We start from the raw sequence: 23,991 nt of genomic DNA, 5'->3' as shown, positions 1-23,991 counted from the left end.
GCAGCGCCAACTCTAGCAATCCTCACCGGTAAATATCGTAATCAGCTTCCATTGGTTGGGAACCTCGGCTTCTCGCATAGCCATGCCCTGCATGGGTTGCGGTCGCGATGATACCGGGAGAAAGGCAGTCCCCAATGCGTTCGACGGTTTCCAAACCATGATCCATCCACTGATGTTTCAAGGCTACCAGATCATGCCAGAGTTGGTCGTTTGGCAGGCGTGAGGTGACCGGAACCAGCGTCGCACAGTCGATCGTCCGTATTTTTCCGGAATAGGAGCAGGCGATATTGAGCGTATCGTTCGTCCGTCCTGCAAGCTGATGCAGCGGGATAATCTCGACGCCTTTTTCAATCAGGCGACGCTGCACGCGAATCTGTTCGAGCGTGTGTTCTGTCCATGGCGCGACAATCGAGGCAGGAGTGATGAAAGTCACGGATCGCCCTGATGAAGCGATAAGCTCTGCAAGAACGCTCGCCATATAATAACGATCGTCATCGAAGACGACGACCGGACCATCGTTCGCAAGCGCAGCCACGCCGTTTTCGAGCAGTGCATTGACGCCGACTGTCGTCCCCTCTGCGAGATAATCGAGCGGGTCACGATGAACCCGCCCCACACCATCGTTACGCCAGCGCGCCCCTGTGGCGATTGCTATGTGCGGGATGCCATAGGAAAGAACATCTTCCGCGCTAAGCCGGCTATCAAGATAAAGTTGCGCGTTGGATGCCTGCCGCAACTGGCCAAGGCGCCAATCCCGCACACGGCCCCAAGCAGCAAGCCCGGGAAGGCGGCATTCCTGCGTAACGCGACCACCCCACTCTTGTGTAGCCTCAGCCAGCGCCACCTCCGCGCCGCGCTGCGCCATGGCGCGCGCCGCTTCCAACCCGGTGGGGCCGCCGCCAATAATGAGCACCGATTGCTGCTTCTGCAGGGGCGGAATGATTTCCGGATGCCAGCCCTTGCGCCATTCTTCGCCTATCGTCGGATTTTGCGTGCAGCGCATCGGGGCAACCGTGTTATCGCTTGCCGTGCAGATGTTGCAGCCGATGCATTCGCGGATATCGTCGATACGGCCATCGCGAATTTTCGCTGGCAGGAAGGGATCGGCAATCGACGGCCGCGCTGCGCCGATCAGATCGAAAATGCCCTTCTTGATTGCACGCACCATCGCGTCGGGGGAAGTGTAACGCCCTACCCCGACGACGGGTTTCGAGGTGAGAGGTTTTACGAAGGAAACAAACTCCTCCTGAAAGCCTTCCTGCGAGAACCGGGAGGTCTGACTGTCGTTCGACCAATTTGAAAGGTTAACGTCCCACAGGTCGGGTTCGTCGGCCAGCGCTGTTATAACATCGCGTCCTTCACCGTCATGGGTCAGACCTTCCGCGCCCAAAAACTCCTCTACGGCAAATCGCACCGCAATGGCGCATTTATCGCCTACTGCGTCGCGCGTATCGGCAATCACCTCGCGAAACAGACGCAGGCGGTTTTCAAAGCTGCCGCCATATTCATCCGTGCGCTTGTTATAACGGTTAAGCAGGAAGTGCTGCAGAAGCGTCATGTCGTGACCGGCATAGACATAGATGATGTCAAAGCCCGCACGCTTGGCGCGCAAGGCCGCATCGCGATGCCATTTGCGGAATTGGGCTATGTCGCTTTTATCCATGGCGCGCGCCTGAACCGGATCTTCCACATCGACCATAATGTCGGACGGTCCGATCGGTGAAAGTCGCGTCAGTCGGTTGGCGATGTGGATGCCGTTGTGCACGAGTTGAATGGCTGCGAGGCTTCCCTGCTCATGCACAGCCTCCGTGAGCTGGATGAGACGAGGAATGTCCTTGTCGTCCCACAGCCTGCCCTGATTGGACGGCGTTATGTCGGAAGTGGGATGGATTTCGGTTTCCTGTGTGGCAATGACACCCCAACCGCCTTCCGCCTTCATACGCCGCATATACCGATCAGCATCGGGATAGCGATGACCCATGCCGCTGCAATGCGGCACCTGATAAAAACGGTTGGGCGCAGTGACCGGACCGATCTTGATGGGTTCGAAAAGTATGTCGTAACGCGGGTCGCGCATGGGCATAATTCCATTGTTCCGGAAAGCGCAGCTTCGCTTTGCCGGTTAATCACTATTGGTTTGTGTTTCACGCAAAGTCTTCAGCCTCCGCTCGACACACTCGGAGCCTAAAAACGCTCTGCAAGCGGGGGCCAAAGAGATATCCCTGCCGCCCTGTTGAAACTCTCCCTGAGCAGTTCTTTATGCTGAAAGCTATACACAGACGCACTATTATGCAAGTGCATAATAGTGCGTCGCCATGCTTTGCCTTTGCCCTCATATATGCGAGAGATAATCCAAAGGAGAGTTGCGCTTCATGACGAGCCTGTTCAAACGCGCCCCAGAAAGCGAACGCCGACGTGAACTGATTGAAGCGACATTGGAATGTATATCCGAGGTCGGGATTCAGGCCACGACCGTGCGTGCCGTTGCCGCTCGTGCGGGGGTAACAAACGGGCTGATACGCCATCACTTTGAGAACAAGGCCAATCTCATCGTCGAAGCTTATCGTCGTACAATGGAGCTGATCACCGCTTCCAGCATGGCGATATTGGAAGGGCGAGAGGGGAAACCGCATCAGCGGCTATTGCAATTCATCAAGGCAACACTGGAAGGGCAAGCTTCCGATGATCGGATGCTGTCGCTTTGGGCCACGTTTATCAGTCAGAATCGCGTGGATCCGATGATCATGGCGGTGCGCGATGAAAGCTATGCAAACCTTCGCAGGGCAACCGAGCCGCTTCTCGCCGAAGTTTTCGCGGCCGAAGGACGCGCGTTCACCCCTGCGGAAATCGAACGCGCCGCCATTTGTGTGCACGCCATACTGGATGGTCTGTGGCTCGAAGCTTGCCTCGATCAGAGGCGCGAGAAAACGGATATGTTTGTGCAGCTTGCAAAAGAAATGATCGAAAAGGTTCTGGACACCTCTCTTTCCGAAGATTGAGCCAAGGTCGATCATTTCGCGATAGGGGCCTGCTGACTGCCTCAAGAAGCTTCCCGTTTCCAATCCCCCTCTAACTCAACACGATACCGCCATCGACGTTGAGGCTTTGTCCTGTAACAAAAGCGGCATCATCAGATGCCAGAAATGCGACCGGCCCAACAACGTCCTCCGGATCGCCGATACGACGCATCGCCGTCTTTTCCTGCCACGCCTGGCGCACGGCGGCATCATCCAGATTGACCCGCCCCATGTCCGTCAGAATAATTCCAGGGCAAATGCAGTTGGCCGTAATCCCATACGTGCCGACCTCCAGGGCCAGAACGCGGGTGAAGCCCATGACGGCAGCCTTCGATGCGGAATAATGGGCCTGTCCAAGCGCACCGTGCTTGCCGCCGATGGAGGCGATATTGACGATGCGACCGTATTTCTGCCGCTTCATGTGAGGAAGCGCTGCTTGAACGACCAGAAACGTACCCTTTGCGTTGACATCAAGCACACTGTCCCAGTGCTCTTCCTTCAGGTGCTCGACATCACCGGCGATCAGAATCCCGGCATTGTTTACGAGAGCATCGATGCGGCCGAACACATCAACGACATTGCTGACCATCGCTTCTACCTGGGCTTTGTTGCTCACATCAGCATAGACGGTCAGAGCCCGCCGGCTTGTGGCCTCGATTGCGCGCGCCACTTCCTGCAAGGCATCCTGTTGGCGCTCGATGTCGTTGATAGCAACATCGAAGCCACGTTTGGCCATGCCGATTGCAATGGCCCGGCCAATACCGCGACTTGCACCGGTAACGAGGGCGATTTTTGCCTGTTCTGTCATTTCATTCTCCCAAAATCAAAGCGCGGTATAGCCGCCATCCACGGCAAGCACGGTGCCGGTCACAAAACTTGCAGCATCGGACGCCAGAAACAGAACGGCATTCGCGATCTCTCTCGGTTCTCCCAGCCGTCCCTGTGGCGTCATGCGCATCCAGGTTGAGAACCATTCCTCATTGCTGCGGCCAGCAAGCGTCAGTTCCGTCGCGGTGTAGCCGGGTGCAACCGCATTGACGCGAACGCCCTGCTTTGCCCATTCCACAGCCAAGGACTTGGTAATGAGGTTTACTCCGGCTTTAGCGGCGTTGTAGGCAACCTGCGGCTGCGGATAGACGACGATCTCGCCGCACATCGACGAAATATTGACGATAGTGCCGCGTCCGACAGCGGCCATGCGCTTGCCGAAGGATTGGGCACAATAAAAGACGCCGTTAAGATTGATGTCGATTACAGCGTGCCAGTCCGCTTCGGATGTTTCGCTCGCGGGACTGTTGCGAACGATGCCCGCATTGTTGACGAGGACGTCCGGGACGCCAAACTCCGCGGCAATAGCATCGGCGGTTCGCTCCACCGCATCGCGGTCGGTCACGTCCAGAATGTACATGCTCGCAGAAGAAGGACGACGGGCATTGAGTTCCGCAGCCGCCTGCCTGGCAGCCGCTTCGTCGCGGTCGGTGATGATGACCGTCGCGCCGGCTTCAACGAAAAGCTCGGCAATCGCCCGCCCGATACCCCGCGCGCCACCTGTAATAACGGCGTGCTTGCCGGTCAGTTGAAAATCAGTGAGCATTCAGTCCTCCCGCGACAATGTTTCAGGTAGCCCGAACGGCTTTCAATGCCGGATAAAGCGCCCGATATTGCTGATAGATTTCATTGTAGAGAGCCATCTCGCGCGGACGCGGCTCTATGCGCTTGCCGGGCTTTACCATGGCGGCAATACCCTCATCGATGGTTGCGAAATGGCCTGCTCCATGCGCAGCGAGCACCGCAGCTCCCACGGAAGGCGCATCGCGTGACTGCGGCACACAGACAGGCAAGCCCGCAGTGTCGGCATGGATTTGCAGCCAGAGCGGGGACGCGCTCGCACCGCCGCCGACGGTGATTTCCTGGCCTCGATAACCGGCTTCAGCCATGGCATCAAGAATAGTACGGGTGCCGAAACTGATACCTTCCATTATGGCACGGAAGATATGATGCGGTTCATGCGCCAGCGTCAGTCCGACGATTGCACCACGAGACAAGGCATCGGTATAGGGCGTGCGGTTGCCCTGAAAATGATCCTGCACCAGAAGCCCTTCAGCGCCCGGCTCCAGCGCAGCCGCCTTGGCGTTGAGCGCTTCCATGTCCATGGTCCCGTTCATCAGGCGTCCGAGCCATGCGATGATCGAGCCGGTGGAAGTCTGCCCGCCTTCGATAATATAGCGTCCCGGATAGACCATGTCGGGATAGCTGCCCCATATGCCCGGCGCGTGCAAAGGTTTGTCCGCAACACCAAATTGCAAGTGGGACGAGCCGGTTATCAGCGCAAGCTGACCGGGCTTGGCCACGCCCAGTCCTATCATGCCGATAAGTGCATCAGCGCCCCCCTGCACTACCTTTACGCTCTGCGAGAGGCCGAGTTCGGAAGCAGCGGTTGCACACAGCCCGCCGATGACCTCTCCGGGTGCGACCACGCGAGAAGGCCATTTCTGCAATAGATCACTGAGGCCGAGTTTCTCCAGAAGAGTGACCGGGAAACCGCCGCGATCCGTCGAATAGTGCCAACGGAGCGACACGTTGTTCAGACTGGCGGCTTTTTCACCGGTCAGGCGCAGTGTCATGAAATCCTGATACTCGCAGATCGCATCTGCTTTTTCGAATATCTCCGGCTCATTCCGCGCGAGCCACAGTGCTTTCGGGATCATCCATTCCGCCGAAACCGGTCCCCGGCCGCCGCCATTGGCTTGCAAGGCAATATCCGCAGTGGCAAGGACAGCATCGGCCTCGGCACTTGCTCGAACGTCCATCCAGATGATCGATGGACGCAGCGGTTTACCGCTCGCGTCCAGAGCCACGACGGTACAGCTCGTCGTCGCCAGCGTGATCGCTTCTATCGCCGACGGGTCGACGGACGAATCTGCAATCGCCTTGCGCGCAGCCTTTACAAAGCCTGACCACCAGTCTTCGGGGTTCTGCTCGGCACGAGCGCCGCTGGAAAACTTGGTCTCATAAGGAACTGCGGCACTTGCAAGGCACGTGCCCGAAAGATCGTAAACCCGCGCGCGGACACTTTCCGTTCCTCCATCGGCGGTGAGAAAATAAGCCATTCAACTCCTCCCGAGGCAGATGCGAAAACTCCTCCAGTCTTCGCATACCTCATCGCGCATGTTTCAACTCAGGTCCCGAAACACTTCCAGCGCCTTGCCCGCATACATGACAGCCGGTCCACCGCCCATTTCAACGGCTACCTCAAGTGTCTCGATCAGTTCCTGCTCGCTTGCTCCGTGCCGGACCGCTGCATCCACGTGGTAAAGGATGCAATCTTCGCATCCCTTCACGACGGCAATACCGGCAGCGATCAATTCGCGCTGGGCGGACGAAAACGCGCCGGCAGCGGTTGCGGTTTTACTGACCTTGGCGAAACCAGTCATCAATTCGGGCGCAGCTTTCGCAAAAGCGCCGAGCCGAGCCTGCGCTTCCTTGAGACGAAGTCTGATGTCCTCAGTCATAGGAACCTCCGATGGAACTCAAAATCAGATCGAGAACGTCCTTCGACTGATCCCATTGCGGCATATGGCCGGACTGGCCGAGAAAATGCACCCCAATGGAAGGCGGAAGTGTCGTCGCCTGTTGCCATGGAATGATGCGATCCAGAAGACCGACCAGAACACGTACCGGTTTTGCGCGGGAAAGCTTTTCCAGTCGCAGAACAATGTCGATCATTTGCCCTGAAGGGCCCACAATCGCTGCTGCCAGCGCCTTGAGACGCCCTTGGGCCATGGTCTTTGCAAACTCCGCCGCCAGTTCCGGCGAAAGCTCTACGGGCTTGGCAGTGATACGACGCAGCAGATGGCTGACTTCGCCTGCCGTTGTTGCATGGGCCATGCCGGAAATGAATCCGACGTCCACCTCAGAACCGAGGCCGGCAGGAGCGATCAGCGTCAAGCTCGAAACACGGCTCACATGCGCAGCTGCAAATTGTGCAGCTACGACAGCTCCAAGAGAATGCGCAACGACATCGACCTTGGCAATGCCCAGAGCGTCGAGGAATGCGGGCAGGAATGCGCCGAGTTCATCCGCGTTCGCCGCATTGATGGTCGTTAGTCCGTGAGCAGGAAGATCGGGCGCAATTACCCTGAAATTCGCCCGGCGCAGACCCGATGCAATACCGGTCCAGGTCGTCCGGTCACCAGAGAAACCGTGAAGCAACAAGATTGTGCGACCATTTTTCGGACCCTGATCCAGATAGGCGACACGGCCATTCGCCAGATCGAAAAAGTGCACAGCGCTGTTCGATTTCGAATTGCTCGACGCCGCCAGCACGTCTTCTTTCTCGATCCGCCCCCGGCGTCCGCTACCCGAAAGCGAATTGATGTCGATGCCGTTCTGGCGGGCAACCTTGCGAGCAAGCGGCGTGGCCCGGACCCGATCGCCCTGACTTGCCGGAGCCGTCTGCTTGGCGGCCGACGCTTTGGCTTCAGACCGAATGGGTTCAGCCTTTTGAACCGCCACTTCAGGCGTTGCCGCATCTGCAGCGGCCACTTCGATATGGGCAATGGTCTCGCCAACCGTGACCATCTCGCCTTCCTCGCGCAAGATATCGACAAGCGTTCCACTCGCCAGCGCCGGAAACTCCGCAACAGTTTTGTCTGTCTCGATCTCAAGCAGGGCCTCGCCGCGCTCGAAGCTCTCGCCTGCGTTCTTCAGCCAGCGAACGATACGGCCTTCTTCCATCGTTTCACCAAGACGCGGCATAGCGAGGTCGGTGACAACGCGCTCGTTCTGCGAACCGGCTGCGCGTGCGAGGTGCAACGCAGCCGGTTCTTCAGGAGAAGGCGCGCTTTCGCCACCTTCATCCGTCCAGTCGGGACCATCGCCGATATCGATACGCGCCAATGGCGCACCAACCATCACCTGATCGCCAATAGCTCCGATCCATTCGTTCAACGTACCGTCACCCAAGGCAGGAAACTCAGCCACGGTCTTGTCCGTTTCGATTTCTATTATGGAATCGCCGCGCTTGAAACTGTCCCCCGGCTTGACGAGGAAGCCGACGATCCTGCCTTCCTCCATCGTCTCGCCAAGACGTGGCATTTTGAGGATCCGTTCGGTCATGACAGCATCTTCTCGGCAACGGAACGAATGAACTCGGGCGTTGGAACGCTTCCGGTTTCCAACTCCTGCGAAACCGAAATCGGAATATCTTCACCGGCGACACGTACAACGGGCTGTTCGAGATAGTCGAAGCATTCCTCGGTAATGCGAGCGGCAAGCTCGGCCGCCACACCGGCAGTCATGACGCCTTCGGAAACCACCATTGCCTTGCCGACACGCTCGACATGTTCACGCACTGTGTCGAAATCGAGCGGATTAAGCGTCCGCAGATCGATGACGGTCGCTTCGATGCCCTTCGCGGAAAGTTTCTCGGCGGCATCGAGTGCATAATGAAGCTGGCGTGAATAGGTGACGATGACGAGATCCTTGCCGGTGCAGTGCACCGCAGCCTTGCCCCATTCAAGCGGCTCGGCGTCGAGATCGACTTCTTCCTTGCGGGTGTAAAGCGCCTTGTGCTCGATGAAGACCACGGGATCAGGCTTCGTCAGGCTTTGGCGCAGCAGATGATAGGCATCCTGGACTGTGGCGGGCATGGCAAGGCGCAGACCTGGTGTATGCATTATCCACGCTTCAAGGCTCTGGGAATGCTGGGCACCGGCGGAACGTCCGGTACCGCCCTGGGTGCGCAGCACCATCGGCACGCCGATCTGCCCACCGAACATGTAGCGTATCTTTGCTGCCTGATTGGCAAGCTGGTCCATCGTCATTCCGAGGAAATCGATATACATCAGCTCGGCCACTGGCCGCAGCCCGGTCATCGCAGCCCCCACCGCCGCACCAACAATAGCCGGTTCGGATATTGGCGTATCGATCAGGCGTTCAGGACCGTACTTTCCGATAAGGTCCTTCGTAACGCCATAGGCACCACCATAGCGCCCGACCTCCTCGCCGATCACGACGATGGTGTTGTCTTCCGCCATGGCGTCATCCAGCGCTTTGCGCAGCGCGTCGCGGTAAGTCATGGCAACCATTATGCTTCATCCTTGAAAAGTACGCGGTCGATACGGGTGCGGACAGGTTCGGGCTCAGGCTCTCCTACCGCATAAACATCCTTGAACATGGAAGTGAGCGGCGGCGCCTTGGATTCGACCGTGAAGTCGATGGTGGCGTCCATTTCAGCCGCAATGTCGCTATCCATGGCGTCAAGTGCGGCTTCCTGCGCGAAACCGGAGGATAAGAGCTGGTCGCGCGTGAATTTTACAGGGTCTTTCTTGCGACCTTCGAGTTCTTCTGCCTCTGCGCGGTATGGGCTCTTATCCATGCGCGCATGACCAAAGAACCGGTAGCAGGTGACCGACAGGAAGCCCGGCTTGCCGAGCCGCGCATCATCGATCAATCCCTGGGCCGCATGCTTGACCTCCTCGACATCGATGCCATCGACAACCCTTCCATTGAGGCCGAATGCGTGGGCTCGCTGATCAAAGGCGGTGTTGGCGGTCGCCTGATCGACGCGCGTTCCCATGCCGTACTGGTTGTTGATGCAGACAAAAACCACCGGCAGGCCCCACAGGGCGGCCATGTTCATGCTCTCATAGAGAATGCCCTGCTGCATTGCGCCGTCGCCAAAGAATGCGAGCGAGACGGAATTTTTCTTCAGGTATTTGCTAGACAGGCCAGCACCGACAACAGATGGGATACCGCCGCCCACGATAGCGTTGGCCCCCAGATGACCGAGTGCCATGTCGGCAATGTGCATGGAGCCGCCCTTGCCATGGCAATAGCCGGTTTCCTTGCCGCCGATTTCGGCCATCATCTGTCTGGGATCGGCGCCGCGGGCGAGAAAGATGCCATGGCCGCGATGATGCGTCGTAAATGTGTCCTGTGGCTGCATGGCCGCACATACACCGGCGGCAGCAGCTTCTTCGCCAATGGAAAGATGAAGCATCGAACCTGCCGTCTGGGCGCGCACGAAGAGTTCGCCAACGCGTTCTTCAAAGGTGCGGATGCGGCGCATCGTTCGATAGAGTTCGAGAAGATTGGAGTTACTCGGATTTTGCACGTGCGCCTCCGACAGACCTGTCTGTTGCAAATGTTTCATGATGTCCGGTTCAATGCCCTCACAGGAGCTTTAGTTTGGTGGTACGCGAGACAACCGCGACCGCTACGAGGATGATGAGGCCCTTCACGATGCTCTGGATATACGTATCCATGCCAATCAGATTGAGGCCGTTATTGATGACGCCGATAAACAGCGCGCCGAAGAAAGTTCCGGCAACCGTCGCCGTACCGGGACGGAACATAGTCATGCCGATAAATACCGTCGCTAAACCGTCGAGGAGATAGCGCTCGCCGGCATTCGGCTGGCCGGAGCCAAGGCGCGCTGCCAGAAGCGCCCCTGCAACGGCTGCGAAAATCGAGCAGACGATCAGGGCAGCGGCGCGATAGAAGCGACCGTTCACGCCCGAGAGTTCCGCAGCCTTGAGATTGCCGCCCACAGCGTAAATGTAACGACCGAAGACAGTGCGCTCCATCAGGAACCAGGCGACGAACACCACAACGACCATGGCATAGGCAAGCACTGGAACCCCGAAGAGCTGCCCCTGTCCCAGCCAGAGATAGCTGGCCGGAAGGCCGCCATAGATCGCGCGTCCGCCCGTCATCAGAAAGTTGATGCCATAAAGAATGGAGCCTACTGCCAGCGTCGCAATCAATGAGGGTACGCCGACCAGGGTGACGAGCGCCGCATTGACGGCGCCGACAACAAATCCTGCCCCCAATCCGGCCAGCAACGCCAATGGCAAAGGCGTGCCCGCAACCAGCAGCAGCGGCACCACAATACCAGCCATGCCGACCATATAGCCGACCGAAAGGTCCATTTCGCGCGCAGCGAAGCCGAAGGTCAGGCCTGCACCGACAATAGTGAGCATGGCGATCTGCTGGAGGATGTTGAGCAGATTGTTGGCCGTCAGAAAGCGGTCCACTGTCAGCGAAAAGCCCATGAACAGCAGGAGCAACACGAAGAGCGTTGAATATTTCAGCAGCCATTCTCCCTTGAGCTTCTTGCCAAAGCTCTGCGCGTGACGCGACGATTGCGGGGCAACGGCGGGGTTTTGTGTATTCATTGGATAACTCCTGCCATTGCGGCAATGAACTTCGCTTCGGAAAAGGCCTCACGCGGAATTTCAGCACCCGGAGAACCGTTCACGAAGGGGATGACGCGGTCTGCCACGTCAGCAATTTCCAGCAGGTCAGACGAAGTGACCAGAATTGCCACGCCCTTGTCGGCGAGCCGGCGCATCTGGGCATGAATTTCACGCTTGGCCCCGATGTCGACACCCTCGGTGGGTTCGATGAAAATCATCAGCCGGTAGTGGTCGTCTGCGCCGTACAGCCACTTGCCGATAGAAACCTTCTGCTTGTTGCCGCCGCTCAGGTCCTTTACGAACTGATTGCGCGAATGCGCCTTCACGTTCAAAAGCTGCATGGTGCGGTCGGCTTCCTGTGCTTCACGGCGCATCGACAACACGCCCGTGCCGCCCATGACCGCAAATGACGGATGCACCATGGCAAGGTTTTCACGCACATCCCAATCGCCGATCAGCGAGTATTCCATGCGATGATCGGGGACCAGAGCGACGCCTTTTTTCTGCATGGTACGCGCATTGATCCGGGCGATGCCGTCGCCCTGAAAACGGCAGATGCCGCTGGTGACGCCACTCCCCGCATAGAGCGAACGGGCGAAGCCAAAATGGCCGGCACCGGTCAAACCGATCAGGCCGACGATTTCACCGGCGCGGATTGAAAATTTGTCAACTTCGACATTGCCTGCACGCCAGTCACTCACTTCCAGAACCACGGGGCCGAAACTGCGACTTCGGCTGCTCTCCGACGCCATCGCCGTTTTGCCGCCAGTGCGTTGCAGCATCAGATCAATCAGCCCGGCTTCGCTTGCTTCAGCAGCCTGTAGCGTGGCAACATGACGGCCGTCGCGCAGGACCGTAATTCTACCGCTCAGTGCTTTTATTTCCGAGAGGAAATGGCTGATCAATACGATGCCGACCCCTTGCTGCGGCAAAGTCCTGATAATCTCCCAGAGACTTTCCTTTTCGCGTGCAGGCAAGGTAGCCGTGGGCTCGTCAAGGATGAGCAGCCGGACATCGCCACGCAGTGCGCGAACAATCTCGATTATCTTCTGGTCAGCCATGGGCAGCATGTCGACCTGCTGGTCGAGATCAATGGAAACTTGCGGAAACCAGCGCCCGAGCAGTTCGCGGGCACGCGACAGCACTTTGCGCTTGTCAATGACACCGAGCCCGAGCCGGGGCTCGTCGCCAAGCAAAATATTCTGTGCACCGGTCAACCCGGGCACCAGACTGCCCTCCTGCGATACATGCGCGATGCCCTTGCGCAGCGCATCCCCGGCGCTAGTCAGCTTCACCGGCGCACCATCAATGGTGATTGTGCCGGATGTCGGGCTTTTGCTACCGCCGAGAATGCTGACCAGAGTGGTCTTTCCCGCGCCGTTTTCTCCGATCAGTCCATGCACCTCATCAAACCGAAACTCCGCGCTCACCTGATCCAGCGCCAGCGTTCCGGGATAGGACATAACGATCTGCGACAGACTTACCGCCATCGGAGAACTCCCATGAATTCAATCTATTCCAAAATTGGCCGGAGCGCGGAACGATCACGCTCCGGCCAGATGCAGGCAACGTTGGGGGCTTGCCTACTTCTTCGGGAGGAAGTCCTTGCAGTTCTGCTTGGTGACAAGCGGCGCATCGAGATAAACGGTCTTGGACGGAATGACCTTCGCGGCGTCTTCCTTCTTGACCACGATGCTTTCGATCCATTCGCCAGTCTGCGCACCCATCTTTTCGAATGGCTGCGAGACCGTCGCGATCATCAGGCTGTCGGGCTTGCAAACTTCTTCGATAGCCTGCGGATGGCCGTCAATGCCAATCACTTTGACGTTCTTCAGACCAGCGGCATTCAGCGCGTTGATCGCGGCCTGTGCAGGCTCATCCCATGGGGCCCAGACCGCGTTGATCTCCTCGCCAAAGCGCGACGCATAGTCCTGGATGGTCTTGGTCGTGTCTTCGAAGAACGCCGTGTAGTCGATATTATGCTCGGCGATTACCTTTACTTCCGGGTATTCCTTCAGCACGGTCTCCATCACGTCGCCGCGCTTGCGCGTGCCATGGTGCTCAGCCATACGCAGGAAGACAAGATTGCCCTTGCCGCCCATCTCATTGAGCAAAAAGGGCGACACATCGGCCGACATTGCCCAGTTATTGGTGGTCACATCCACCACCACACCGTCAACCTGGCCGCTATCGATAGCGAAAACTGGAATCTTGGCTGCAACAGCGGAATCGATGGCAGCGCGTGACGCGCGCAAATCCGACATGCTGACGATGATCGCGTCCACCCCGCGCGAGGCCGCATCCTGAATGTTCGACGCCGTGCGCTCACCGGAGCCACCGCTATCAAGCACGCTTATGCTCCAGTCCTTGTTCGTCTCCTTGAGCCAGGCATCAAAGCCCGCCTTTGCACGCTGCTCGGACTGCGCAGCAGCGTTGGAATGCACCCAGGCTACATTTGTAGCCGAAGCGCTAGCCGTGCCCATAAGCATGGCAAGGACCGTGACAGCCACTGCTTTCTTGAAAAATCCAGAACCCATTTTTTCCTCCCAAAAGCCATGTGGTTGGCTCCACATCCGACTTTGATTGCTGCTTGCAGGCACATTCAGTTCGCTTGACGTCGAACTGGACAGTCACCATCGCGAAAAGCGCTATCGGCGCTTCGCCGTTTCTCCCCTTTGTCGCATCGGCGAATGCCTGTTTCTGCTCCTCCAGAACCAACATTCCGTCGCCTTGCGCCAGTTTCGTTTCCGATTGACCTCACTGCCCTTTCGCGCTCTTGTCCGCCGGAACGATTGGTATTAAGCGCCACCCAATTACAAATGTCAAACATGAATACATTTGTAATTGGGTGAGTGAAAAATCGAAAGAGAGACAGATGAGCGAATCCGAAGACAGCCTCAAGGTGCGCGTGGCGTGGCTCTACTATGTTGGAGGATTCAACCAGGAGGCGACAGCATCCCGACTGGGCCTGACCCGGGCACGTGTAAATAAGATACTGGGCGAAGCCCGCGAAAGCGGTCTCGTCAGCATCTCCATCGACCATCAAAACGCTGGCACATTGCCCATGGAAAATGAGCTGATGCATCAGTACGGTCTGGATTTTTGTATTTCAACACCGCCATTTGGCTTTCAATCCGATGATCACACTGCCTCTGAAATCCGCAAACAGGTATCGTTCCGAGCTGTAGGTGTTGCAGCCGCCACCTATCTGAAAAGCTTTCTGGCCGACCATGAGGACGCAACAATCGGCACCGGCTGGGGGCGAACCATAGAACAGATGACGCTGCAACTTGCCGGTGTACGTGCACCGCAGGCGCGCTTCATTTCCGTGATGGGGTCGCTGACCGCAAACTCCGCCTATAATCCGTTCGAAGTTGTGCATATGCTGGCGCGGCGGACCGGCGGACAAGGCTTCTTCCTTCCTGTCCCCTTCATTGCCGATTCCGCCGAAGATCGAAAAGTTCTCATCTCCCAACGCTCTGTGGCACGCGCGCTGGAAATTGCCCGCACCGCTTCCGTGTGCTTCATCAGTGCCGGTGAACTGACAGAGGATTCGCTGCTGCGCCGCCAGAACATGTTGAGCAAATCCGAACTGGAGAGCCTGCGTGCTGCCGGTGCCATCGGCGACACCAACGGCATCTTCTTTGACGAGAACGGGCAGCAAGTCGAACACGAGATGAACCAGCGCACGATTGCTCTGAGCTTCGCCGAGTTAAAGAAGGTTCAGGTGGTCCTGCTCATCGCCGGGCAGGAGAAGGCCGTTGCCGCCAAAGCACTGCTCAAGAGCGGAATCGTGAACGGCCTGATCATAGACGGAGACGCAGCCGAGGCCCTGATAGCTATTCTATAACGGCATAGCGTGATGGGCCCACCTTTCGATAGGAACTCGCGCCGAAAATGGGAGGGTGTGGCTCATCAGGTCGTTGCATGAAGTATTGCCATTCTCCCCCACATGCTACCAAATGAACGAGCCGATTGCGATGATATGTCACTCTTTCGCACTGAGTAACTGCGACAGCGATCAAACTCATCACCCTGTAAAAGGTCTAAGCAGGACTCCCAGTTCATCTCCGAAAATTACTCTTTCCGACTCAATACACTTGCTATTGTTGACATCAGATCATTGAAGCGGTCGCCTTGAATTGCGACATGATTGCGAAGCAGTTCACGAGCGTCAGAGGCGTCGCCTGCAAGGATAGCATCAACGATTTCTGTGTGTTCCTGAATTGAAGTACGCATACGATTATGGATACGCAATTGTAAACGCCGTTAAGGTCGCAGGCGTTTGTGCAGCATTAGGCATTGTTCGGCAAGGAAGCCGCAATGACTGGCGGCGTAGATGACCCTATGGAACTGCTCATCATCGCAATAATAGCGGTCTGTATCCTCGCTATTCGCTGAATTTGCGCGTGCGTCATGGGCCGTCAACAGGGCCAGTTTGTCGTCCGTGGTAAAGCGCTGCGCCGCACGTGCTCCGGCAGCCGCCTTCAGTTCCGGCATGACTGCAAACTTTTCGAGAATTTGATGGGGTTGAGGATTCGGCGAGCAGGGTTTGGAAAACAACCACCTTTGTGCGAAGCGCGCGCCAAGCCCTCTGAGGTGCGGTGCGGTACTCAGGAGCAGCGCTCTGTAGCATCCTCGGGAATCAGAATGGATACGACGGCGCCCCCGCCGGGCCGGTTTTGGAGTTCGAGCTTTCCACCATGGGCAGCTGCGATCGCCTGCACTACCGAGAGGCCCAGTCCCGTTCCTCCGGTAGCCCTCGAACGAGACGCGTCCCCTCGCCAAAAGGGATTGACGTTTATGTCGCCCATATTTTCAGGAAAGCCGGGACCTCGATCCAGGACGCGTATGGCGATTAAGCCATCAGCGGTCAGTTCGGTCTGGCATCGCAACACTCCGCCCCCTGCAGCATAACGGCAGGCGTTTTCCAGAAGCGCGAGTATGGCCTGCCGAATACGCTGGCGATCGGCTATCGCTATCCTTGGCGACAATTCCTTTTCGACAGTAAGCTTGCTTGCTTCGAGCATCGGCTTGGCTGAATCGATTACGGCTTCTACCAGTTCCGCCACCTCAAAGCGCTCGCGATCCATGACAAGTTTTTGTCCTATCGCCAGCGACAGCGTCCGCAGATCCTCGACAAGACGGGACAACCCCTCGACCTGCAGCAAAAGGCTCGCCACCATCTTCGTGTCCATCGGAAATACGCCGTCCACCATGCCCTGCATGGAGCCACGCAATATGGTTAATGGTGTGCGCAACTCATGCGCTACAGCCATATTGTTGAAGCACAGACGTTCTTCCATAGTTTCAAGGCTGGTTGCCAATGCATTGAAGCTTTCGATAAGGCTCTTGACCTCCACCGTGCTCGTATGAGATTCCGCCAGTCGGACGGTAAAGTCCCCCGATTTCAGCCCTTCTGCTACCTGGGTCAGCTGCTCCAGAGGCCGAGCGATCCGTCGCGCCAGATATATTCCGATGACACTGCAAATAAGCGCCGAAAACAGGCCGCAGACGAGCACGGACAAGTAGAGCTGAAAATCGACCGGATCAGAAAGACCATCAAGATGGTCGAACAGTTCCCTGATCGCGGCAGGTTCCGGAACGATGCCGGAATTCATATCGCGGTAAGCCTGCGCCGCATTGGCGGGCAGGCTCTTTACTACGCCCTCTTCCAGATAAGCGGCATAAGAGGTCACCCCCAGATAGGCCAGTCCGACACTGAGCACCAGCATGGCAGCAATTATGATGGCAGTCAGTGTGGCAAGAGGGAGCGTTGGTAGCTTCATTTGGGGTCTGCCAGGCGATAACCGATGCCACGGACTGCGGGGAAGAAATCCTTCTGCCCAAGGGCTTCGAGCTTTTTTCGCAGATTGGATATGTGCGTATCCACCGTGCGGACCAGCGCATCGCTTTCCGGCAGGCAGGCATCGAGAATATCCGCACGGTCGAAGGCGTGCGTGGGACGTCGCACCATGTAAGCAAGAATTCTGAATTCGCTGAGTGTTAATTGGAGAGCAATCCGTTCTCCGTTACAATTGACGAAAGCCGAGTAGGCATTGAAATCCACTTCGATCGCCCTGAAGCGGCGGAGCGTCTCCTGCTGATCGCCTTTTGTACGGCGGAGCACTGCCTTGACGCGAGCCACGACCTCCTGCGGATTGAAGGGTTTGACGACATAATCGTCCGCACCGAGACGAAGTCCGCTGAGCCGGTCTATGTCTTCGGCCAGCGCGGTCACCATGATGACCGGCGTGTTTTTGGTTTGTCGCAGACGTGCAAGCACGGCAAAACCATCAAGCTTGGGAATGCGAACATCGAGCAGAACGATATCCGGCGACAGCAGCGCGTGATGTTGCAGCGCCGTTTCGCCATCGGCGGCCCGCACCGTGCGATAGCCCTCCCGCACGAGATAGGCATCCAGGATTTGCGCAATTTCCGGCTCATCCTCCACAATAAGAACGAGACTGTTGTCCACTGGCGGCTCCAGATATAGGTCGTTGATAAAATCCCGGTGAATCTGCGCGGACTATGACCGGCAAATCCTCAACGTGCAATTTCCAAACAATATGCGCGCCATCCGGAGACCGGTTTTAGACACTTTGCCGGTTCGATCTTCGCAGAGTCTTGATAATCGGCCTTCAAATCGCGGTCGTTCAACTCTTTCGAGGTGTCGACATGCAGGAAACTGTCCTTGGCTCAAGCGATTCTCCTTCGGCAGCCAGCGTTCCCGAACATTACAAGCCTGCGTCCCGGCCGACGCAGTTTATGGTTCGCTCTATTCTTGCTGCAAGCTTCATCCTCGTGGTGTTTCCGTCGGTCGACCTCACCATCTCGCGCGTTTTTGCGGACGGCCATGGATTTCCATTGTCGGAGAATCCGTTTTTGAAAGCTGTGCGCGATATAAACCGGCACGGCTTGATCTACCTTCTGCTGTTCATGGTGCTCGCAATCGGCCTGCATGCTTTCCTGCCGCGCAAATTCTCCTTCTGCCCGCCGCATAAAGCCCTGTTCGTACTGCTGAGTTTTTTAATCGGCCCGCTCGTCACAGTACAGTTTCTGAAGAACACCATTGGAAGAGCTCGTCCGCGCGAAATCGTCGAATTCGGCGGAACGGCCGATTTTACGCCCGTATGGCAATATGCGGCGGCTTGCAGGCACAGTTGTTCCTTTCCCTCGGGCGAGGCCGCGGTAGCCGCCGCAACCCTGTCGCTTATCGTCTTCGTTCCCCTGCAATGGCGATCCGTCGCAACTGTAGTCGCAGTTCCGATCCTGTTCTTCGTTTCCTTCAACAGGGTCATCTTCGGTGCTCATTTCCTGTCCGATGTCATAGTGGCCTGGGGGCTGGTCCTGTGCCTGATGATGTGGCTCTGGCGACGAGTTTCCAGCCAGGCGATCGCGATCGACAACGGCGTAAAGCAATTCGGCACGCGGTTTTACGCTGGCCGAGCACACGACAATTCTCCATCGAACCTTGACAAAGCTGACGAAAATTCCGGCACGCATCCTACCCGCCGTAACGGACAATGATCATGCTGGCTGAACAACTTTCCCATTCGACGTCCGCCACAAGAAGGCCTGAACCAGGCCAACCCCATCATTGTGCCGAGCCAAGCAACCAGAATGTGCCCCTGAAGCATCTGGCTGCTTCCCATTCGATGTTGCGGCAGACGGTCAGCATTGTTTCGCGACTGAAGTTCCGCAAAACTCTGGCTTTCATGCTTAGAAGCAGCCTTTCGCCTAGGCTCACTCTTCGCTGGCTTAGATTTCTCGGTGAATACACGGAGCAGCACACTTTCGCTCCGCCTCACGACGATCTTATCCGCAAATCCCTCTCGTCATTCCTCATGCATCGGATGGCGTGGAAAACCCGGCTCAACATTCTCACCCAGCATTTCGAACTGGCACGCCAGTTATTGTGCCCGCACGTATTGCAAGCGCTCTGGCGAGGCGAAAAGATCGAGCTTGGGACGATTTGTGGCCGGGAACGCGCGTATCGCCTCCAATTGCTGCTTTCCGATCATTGCGGCAGCCGGCACGAAGGCGTGTTTACGGTGCGCTTGGTGGATGCGACGGATGACGCACTTCTCTGCATGGCGAGCTTCGTGTTCGTGCGTCGTCCGGGCCAATCATACAGTCTCATTGTCGGCGGATTGCAAGGGTCGGCCCGTGCAGACGCCAAACGCGCGGTAATTTCCGCAACCCGTGATCTCGGCGGTTTGCGACCGAAAGATGCGATCATGCTGGTGCTGAAAGGATTGATAGCGCACGGCGCCACTTCCTATCTGATTGCAGTCAGCAACTCCAACCATGTGATCAATCACCGCACCTCGAAACGGCGAAAAAGAAAGCTGCCGGATCTGGATGCGTACTGGCTTGATCGTGGCGGAGTTCCCTTTCCCCCGTTTGGGTTTCGGATTCCCGCCGATCCCGCAATTAACGACGGGTGCGGCAGCCGACGTAGCAACACAAAAATCGCTTTCTGGAAAATTGGAGCGAACCTGATCACGCGCAAGGGCAATAATTAACATGCCTGCCGCTGATCGCTTATCGGTTTGAAGATGAAGCAGTTTGAGGAAAGACCAGTCTCATGCGTGCGCCGCCCGAGCTGGCTTCCCCCACTTCAATGGTTCCCTCGTGAAGCGCCATGATCTGTTGGACAAGATTAAGCCCAAGGCCCGCCCCGGGGCCTTGGTCATCGAGGCGATTAAAGGGCTCAAAGATGCTCTTTCTCATATCCGAAGGAATACCTTTGCCCTCGTCAGCAACTTCAATCACGGCTGGCCTCAGAACGCTTATTGCAATCGTCCCTTGCTTATCTCCATGATCAATCGCGTTCTGAAACAGATTGGTAATGGCACGCTCTATCGCCTGACGATCACCACGGACGTTAATGACTTCGGCATCGTTATCGAAAACCACGTCGTATCCAGCAGCGAATGCGAGCGGCGCCATATCCGAAATCACCTGCCGGGCAGCGGAGACAATATCTACCGCATGGAACTTGTTTGACTGCCCTTCCAGTCGCTGAAGGTCGAGAAGCTGGCCCGCCAAGGTTCCAAGCCGGGCCACGTCGCGCGTGAGGCCAGATTTCACTTCGTTTTCCGGCAGGGCATGCAGTCGGGCGGAAAGGATTGCGATCGGGGTTCTCAATTCGTGCGCCGCCTGTGCCAAAAAACGCTGCTGACGCGAATATCCTTGATCAAGGCGCTCCAGTGCGCCATTGAACGCGTCCACCAATGGTGAAAGTTCGGCAGGAACATCCTCAGTAGGCAGACGGATTCCACGCCGCTCAGGCTCGATTTGCGAGGCTTTCTCAGCGATTGCCGAGGCTCCCCTCAATGTCATACGCACAACCAGCGGAATGACCAGCAAGGCTGCCATGGCAGCAAGGAGAAGGCCCGGAAGAACGAGCATCTTGAACCCTTCCCCGACCGCTTCGGCCAGCCGCCCGAAGGTGAGACCACCTCCCGTGCTTGCCATGATCAGAATGCGCCCCACAGATGTGTCTTCCCGTCTTATGACGGCATCGGGCCGGGAAGCCCCGGCCTTATCGTCGCCAAGACGGGCTTCCAGCACGTTCGACAAGGCGTTGGTCATTGTCCGGTAGGCGTCGGGCACGGTGCCTTCAATAAGCTGATTGCCGGAAGCATCGTGAATGATAAACCAGAGTGATTTTTCATTTCGACGCAACGCCGCCAATCCAGCCGTGTTTTGCAGGGTTAGATGCCCGTCCCCGTCACGGCTCACCGCCTCCTTGATGACGTCTATTACGCCTCGATCGTAGCGTTCGTGAACAAAACCCGACAGCCAGAGAAATGCAACGAAAAGCGCCAGCGCCGATACAACGATAAACGCCTGTGCGAGGACGATCCGAGTAACAAGCTGCCACTTCAGGGAAGAGGGTAGTTTTCTCAATTAACGGTCTCGCGCAAGAGATAGCCGACACCCCGCACACCGTTCAATGTGACGCCCGCAGCCGCCGCTGCCAGCTTTCGACGCACGCGCGAGACATGCGTGTCGAGAGCGTTTGGTTCCACTTCATCGTTCATGCCGAAAACCGCTTCCATCAGAACTGGCCTTTGCACCATACGTCCTTTTCGGCGCATCAAGGCCTCAAGCACAAGCAGTTCCCGGCGCGGCATCGAAAGCGGAACCTCGTCAACAAAAGCCTCACGGGCGGTGAAATCAAAGGACACACGGCCAAGTCGGACAATGTCAGGGCGAACATCGCCATTGCGGCGCAAGATCGCCCGCAACCGCGCCATGAGTTCATCGAAGGCAAAGGGTTTGCCCAGATAGTCGTCAGCACCGCTGTCGAGGCCGTGAATGCGATCCGGCAAATCGCCATTTGCAGTCAGAACCAGAACCGGGATCGAACAGCCGCGGCCACGCAATCTTCGCAGCACGGACAATCCATCCCCGTCGGGCAGACGGCGATCCAGAATGACGGCATCGTAGCAATCTTCCGCGAGCATATGTTCGGCTTCGCCACAGGTGGCGACAGTGTCCGCCACCATGTTTTGCGACGTTAGAACCTGTTCCAACATCGACGCCAGTTCGCGTTCGTCCTCAACCACCAGAATTCGCATCTGCCGTGCCTTTTCCTGCTCGAATTTGCTCAGTGTACCCATCGTGTCTGGCATCAGGCTGGCATTGGCCAACGGTTCCCGAAGCCCCAGCCTATTTTACGATTACACGCGACCGGGACGACAGGTCTTTGACAGGTGAAGCTTCGAAATTGCAGCGGTTCTGCCGGACGAATCGGAGAACAGTTTTCACGAGGAGTCGCCGAATGCCAATTGCAGATTTCGTTCCCTTCTTTGCTGCATGGCTGCGCAATCCGCTGCTAACTGCCGCAATAGCACCGTCCGGCCCGTCTCTTGCCCGGTTGATCACGCGCGAAATCAGCCCGGGCACCGGCCCCGTCATCGAATTGGGCCCTGGAACGGGCGTATTCACTTATGCTCTGCTCAAACGAGGCGTCGATCCGCGCGATCTGATACTGATCGAATTCAATCCGGATTTTGTGAGTATGTTACGCAAACGCTTTCCGCGTTCAACTGTCATTCAGGCCGACGCGACACAACTCGCCGCGCTCGACCTTTTACCGCCGGGGTCCTGCAAGAACATCGTCAGCGGCCTCGGCCTTCTGGCGATGGATAAAGTGCAGGTGGAAGCGGTCTTGCGGGGGAGCTTCCACTATCTCGCGCAGCTCGGTTCATTCTATCAGTTCACCTACGCCATGCGTTGTCCGGTCCATACAGAGCTGCTCGCTGCACTCGGACTCAAATCGGAAGAGATCGGCCGCTCATTCCGCAATATCCCACCGGCGTCGGTGCACAAGTTTCAAAGACAAAGTACTGACGTCTGATCGCGGCTCGAAGAAAATTAACCGCGCGAGAAGCAAAAGAGCGGCTCGCGCCGCTCCTTTTTCCTTATTTCTGTTTCAAGACCGGCAGTGACTCCACTGCTGTCGGAATCTTGATCGTCAGAAGTTCCTTGGCATCAAGGTCGAGGTCCTTGAGAGAAACTCCCCGCAGGATCTGTTCCTCATAGGTCTTGACATAGTACACGTCATTCTTCATGTCGGCGACCGTTGACCACTGCGTATAATCAACAGGCTTGTCTTCCTCACCCGCTTCGCCCTGAACCAGGCCGATCGGGATATCGAAACTGTTCAAAATGTGTTCCGCCAGGCGCACGCTCTCGATGCCGCTTGCTACACTGCGAGCCGATAGAAGATTGGCGCTGGCACGAACAAAGCGCGACGGTGGCGTCATATCGCCCGGTACGCCGAGCATGCCAGATCCCTCGCCCAACTGCTTGATGGTTTCATTGTTGATTTTCAGCGCCTTGACATTCTTTGGCGACAGATTCACGTAGTTGCGCAGATTTGTCATATGCCAGTCGAATGTAGGCGCGTTGGTCAAGACACTTAGCGGATTGTCATATACCTTCAGCTTGCCATCGACCGGTTCAATCACTATCGACGCGCCGGTTGTGTCGTGCAGCGTGTAATGGACCGGTGGGACAAAGCCCATATCAGACTGCTTGACGCCCACGACGGCTACCGTTTCGAGCGCAGCTTTCACTTCTGCCACTGTCGAGAAATTGCCCAGCGCCCAGCTCAGGAAATCCCATGGGGCGAGGCTGTTTTCCGGCTTTACAGAGGACGGATCAGGATACTGCGCAAAATCCGGGAAATAGAGGATGCCACCCGCAAGACCTTTTTCGTTCATGCCATCGATCAGTGCCGGGAGGCCAAAGGCGTTCATGCCTACAGCCGCATACTTGGCATTCCACGTCTTCCCTGCGGTATCGGCCGAAAGCTGCGAAGTCATTTTGAAGTTGCGCGGGATCATGATCATTTTGGAATCGATATTAAAACCGAACTCCATCGTGCGCCCGTAAACGAAACTGCCGTCTTTTGTTGGAAGAATGAAACTGGTGCATGCATAAGCAGCCTGAGGCAGGATAAGACCTGCAGTCACAAGCGCGACAGCAACGCCGCGCGCCAACATTCGACGGGAAGATTTCCAGATTGAATAACTGCCAGACATGCTTTCTCCTCGCACCAGCGGTGCCTTAAAAAATAAGTGCCGTGCAGGGAGAAAAATGCAACCAAAAGTAATGATTGCCTCCCCTTAACGAAACTGAATCAGCCAGCGTGGTTATACGCACCAAGTATTACCGGAACAAGCCAGAACGCATGTTTTGGTTAATCGTAAAATTACTAACTGATTATTGTTTATGACTTATGATTGAAATAT

21 protein-coding genes and 1 pseudogene are annotated in these 23,991 nt (G+C 56.8%); 5 read left to right on the top strand and 17 right to left on the bottom strand.

The window, feature by feature from the left end:
- Nucleotides 1-22: 22 nt before the first annotated feature.
- A complete protein-coding gene (locus ACS5UA_RS17560; protein WP_021586472.1) occupies nt 23-2,083 on the bottom strand; it encodes an oxidoreductase in 2,061 nt (686 codons plus the stop codon).
- Between the two features lie 289 nt (nt 2,084-2,372).
- Between ACS5UA_RS17560 and ACS5UA_RS17555 the strand changes: the two genes are divergently transcribed.
- Nucleotides 2,373-2,999, top strand: a complete 627-nt coding sequence (locus ACS5UA_RS17555) for a TetR/AcrR family transcriptional regulator (RefSeq protein ID WP_025092194.1) — start codon at nt 2,373-2,375, stop codon at nt 2,997-2,999.
- A 70-nt stretch (nt 3,000-3,069) separates the two neighbouring features.
- On the opposite strand, the gene ACS5UA_RS17550 is transcribed toward ACS5UA_RS17555, so the two are convergent.
- From ACS5UA_RS17550 to ACS5UA_RS17505, 10 genes are all read right to left on the bottom strand, one after another.
- Nucleotides 3,070-3,825 (bottom strand): SDR family NAD(P)-dependent oxidoreductase, encoded by a 756-nt coding sequence (locus ACS5UA_RS17550; RefSeq protein WP_006469769.1) that lies wholly within the window; start codon nt 3,823-3,825, stop codon nt 3,070-3,072.
- Nucleotides 3,826-3,840: 15 nt separating this feature from the next.
- Entirely contained in the window at nt 3,841-4,611 is a 771-nt protein-coding gene (locus ACS5UA_RS17545; RefSeq protein ID WP_006469767.1) for an SDR family NAD(P)-dependent oxidoreductase, read from the bottom strand.
- Between the two features lie 22 nt (nt 4,612-4,633).
- Nucleotides 4,634-6,127, bottom strand: a complete 1,494-nt coding sequence (locus tag ACS5UA_RS17540; RefSeq protein WP_025092195.1) for an FGGY-family carbohydrate kinase — start codon at nt 6,125-6,127, stop codon at nt 4,634-4,636.
- Nucleotides 6,128-6,190: 63 nt separating this feature from the next.
- A complete protein-coding gene (locus ACS5UA_RS17535) occupies nt 6,191-6,529 on the bottom strand; it encodes a carboxymuconolactone decarboxylase family protein (protein ID WP_025092196.1) in 339 nt (112 codons plus the stop codon).
- Nucleotides 6,522-8,135 carry an acetoin dehydrogenase dihydrolipoyllysine-residue acetyltransferase subunit gene (locus tag ACS5UA_RS17530; RefSeq protein WP_112702425.1) on the bottom strand — a complete coding sequence of 538 codons (1,614 nt, stop codon included), beginning with the start codon at nt 8,133-8,135 and terminating at the stop codon, nt 6,522-6,524. The genes ACS5UA_RS17535 and ACS5UA_RS17530 overlap by 8 nt, the downstream gene beginning before the upstream one ends.
- Complete coding sequence (locus ACS5UA_RS17525) at nt 8,132-9,106, bottom strand: alpha-ketoacid dehydrogenase subunit beta (RefSeq protein ID WP_025092198.1); 975 nt, start codon at nt 9,104-9,106, stop codon at nt 8,132-8,134. The genes ACS5UA_RS17530 and ACS5UA_RS17525 overlap by 4 nt, the downstream gene beginning before the upstream one ends.
- Nucleotides 9,106-10,134 carry a thiamine pyrophosphate-dependent dehydrogenase E1 component subunit alpha gene (locus tag ACS5UA_RS17520; RefSeq protein WP_112702453.1) on the bottom strand — a complete coding sequence of 343 codons (1,029 nt, stop codon included), beginning with the start codon at nt 10,132-10,134 and terminating at the stop codon, nt 9,106-9,108. Before ACS5UA_RS17520 ends, ACS5UA_RS17525 begins: the two co-directional genes overlap by 1 nt.
- A gap of 58 nt (nt 10,135-10,192) precedes the next feature.
- The gene (locus ACS5UA_RS17515) at nt 10,193-11,197 is read right to left on the bottom strand and encodes an ABC transporter permease (protein ID WP_025092200.1); all 1,005 of its coding nucleotides are present in this window, start codon (nt 11,195-11,197) and stop codon (nt 10,193-10,195) included.
- The gene (locus ACS5UA_RS17510) at nt 11,194-12,708 is read right to left on the bottom strand and encodes a sugar ABC transporter ATP-binding protein (RefSeq protein ID WP_025092201.1); all 1,515 of its coding nucleotides are present in this window, start codon (nt 12,706-12,708) and stop codon (nt 11,194-11,196) included. Before ACS5UA_RS17510 ends, ACS5UA_RS17515 begins: the two co-directional genes overlap by 4 nt.
- Before the next feature lie 93 nt (nt 12,709-12,801).
- Nucleotides 12,802-13,755 carry a sugar ABC transporter substrate-binding protein gene (locus ACS5UA_RS17505; protein ID WP_112702427.1) on the bottom strand — a complete coding sequence of 318 codons (954 nt, stop codon included), beginning with the start codon at nt 13,753-13,755 and terminating at the stop codon, nt 12,802-12,804.
- Between the two features lie 311 nt (nt 13,756-14,066).
- Here ACS5UA_RS17505 and ACS5UA_RS17500 point away from each other — a divergent pair, with 311 nt between their 5' ends.
- Complete coding sequence (locus ACS5UA_RS17500) at nt 14,067-15,068, top strand: sugar-binding transcriptional regulator (protein WP_241084554.1); 1,002 nt, start codon at nt 14,067-14,069, stop codon at nt 15,066-15,068.
- A 227-nt stretch (nt 15,069-15,295) separates the two neighbouring features.
- Here the strand turns inward: ACS5UA_RS17500 and ACS5UA_RS17495 are convergent.
- The 3 genes and pseudogenes from ACS5UA_RS17495 to ACS5UA_RS17485 form a co-directional block, all read right to left on the bottom strand.
- Nucleotides 15,296-15,718: pseudogene (locus tag ACS5UA_RS17495) on the bottom strand (FCD domain-containing protein).
- 113 nt (nt 15,719-15,831) lie between these two features.
- Complete coding sequence (locus tag ACS5UA_RS17490; protein ID WP_025092205.1) at nt 15,832-17,007, bottom strand: ATP-binding protein; 1,176 nt, start codon at nt 17,005-17,007, stop codon at nt 15,832-15,834.
- The gene (locus tag ACS5UA_RS17485) at nt 17,004-17,696 is read right to left on the bottom strand and encodes a response regulator (RefSeq protein WP_025092206.1); all 693 of its coding nucleotides are present in this window, start codon (nt 17,694-17,696) and stop codon (nt 17,004-17,006) included. The genes ACS5UA_RS17490 and ACS5UA_RS17485 overlap by 4 nt, the downstream gene beginning before the upstream one ends.
- A 200-nt stretch (nt 17,697-17,896) precedes the next feature.
- Between ACS5UA_RS17485 and ACS5UA_RS17480 the strand changes: the two genes are divergently transcribed.
- Both ACS5UA_RS17480 and ACS5UA_RS17475 read left to right on the top strand, forming a co-directional pair.
- Nucleotides 17,897-18,748, top strand: a complete 852-nt coding sequence (locus ACS5UA_RS17480) for a phosphatase PAP2 family protein (RefSeq protein WP_025092207.1) — start codon at nt 17,897-17,899, stop codon at nt 18,746-18,748.
- Nucleotides 18,749-18,750: 2 nt separating this feature from the next.
- Nucleotides 18,751-19,746, top strand: a complete 996-nt coding sequence (locus ACS5UA_RS17475) for a DUF535 family protein (RefSeq protein ID WP_235694473.1) — start codon at nt 18,751-18,753, stop codon at nt 19,744-19,746.
- A gap of 19 nt (nt 19,747-19,765) precedes the next feature.
- Here ACS5UA_RS17475 and ACS5UA_RS17470 read toward each other — a convergent pair whose 3' ends face one another.
- Together ACS5UA_RS17470 and ACS5UA_RS17465 are read right to left on the bottom strand one after the other, a co-directional pair.
- Nucleotides 19,766-21,136, bottom strand: coding sequence for a sensor histidine kinase (locus tag ACS5UA_RS17470; protein WP_112702431.1), 1,371 nt, complete (start codon nt 21,134-21,136; stop codon nt 19,766-19,768).
- Nucleotides 21,133-21,810 carry a response regulator transcription factor gene (locus tag ACS5UA_RS17465; protein ID WP_025092210.1) on the bottom strand — a complete coding sequence of 226 codons (678 nt, stop codon included), beginning with the start codon at nt 21,808-21,810 and terminating at the stop codon, nt 21,133-21,135. Before ACS5UA_RS17465 ends, ACS5UA_RS17470 begins: the two co-directional genes overlap by 4 nt.
- A 203-nt stretch (nt 21,811-22,013) precedes the next feature.
- Between ACS5UA_RS17465 and ACS5UA_RS17460 the strand changes: the two genes are divergently transcribed.
- Nucleotides 22,014-22,592, top strand: a complete 579-nt coding sequence (locus ACS5UA_RS17460) for a class I SAM-dependent methyltransferase (protein ID WP_025092211.1) — start codon at nt 22,014-22,016, stop codon at nt 22,590-22,592.
- 64 nt (nt 22,593-22,656) lie between these two features.
- On the opposite strand, the gene ACS5UA_RS17455 is transcribed toward ACS5UA_RS17460, so the two are convergent.
- Nucleotides 22,657-23,781, bottom strand: a complete 1,125-nt coding sequence (locus tag ACS5UA_RS17455) for a linear amide C-N hydrolase (RefSeq protein ID WP_025092212.1) — start codon at nt 23,779-23,781, stop codon at nt 22,657-22,659.
- Between the last annotated feature and the right edge of the window lie 210 nt (nt 23,782-23,991).

The organism is Brucella sp. RRSP16 (assembly GCF_052246815.1).
GTDB classification, from domain to species: domain Bacteria; phylum Pseudomonadota; class Alphaproteobacteria; order Rhizobiales; family Rhizobiaceae; genus Brucella; species Brucella intermedia.
The sequence above is the reverse complement of the archived record's forward strand: the minus strand, read 5'-3'. Positions and strand labels throughout refer to the sequence as shown.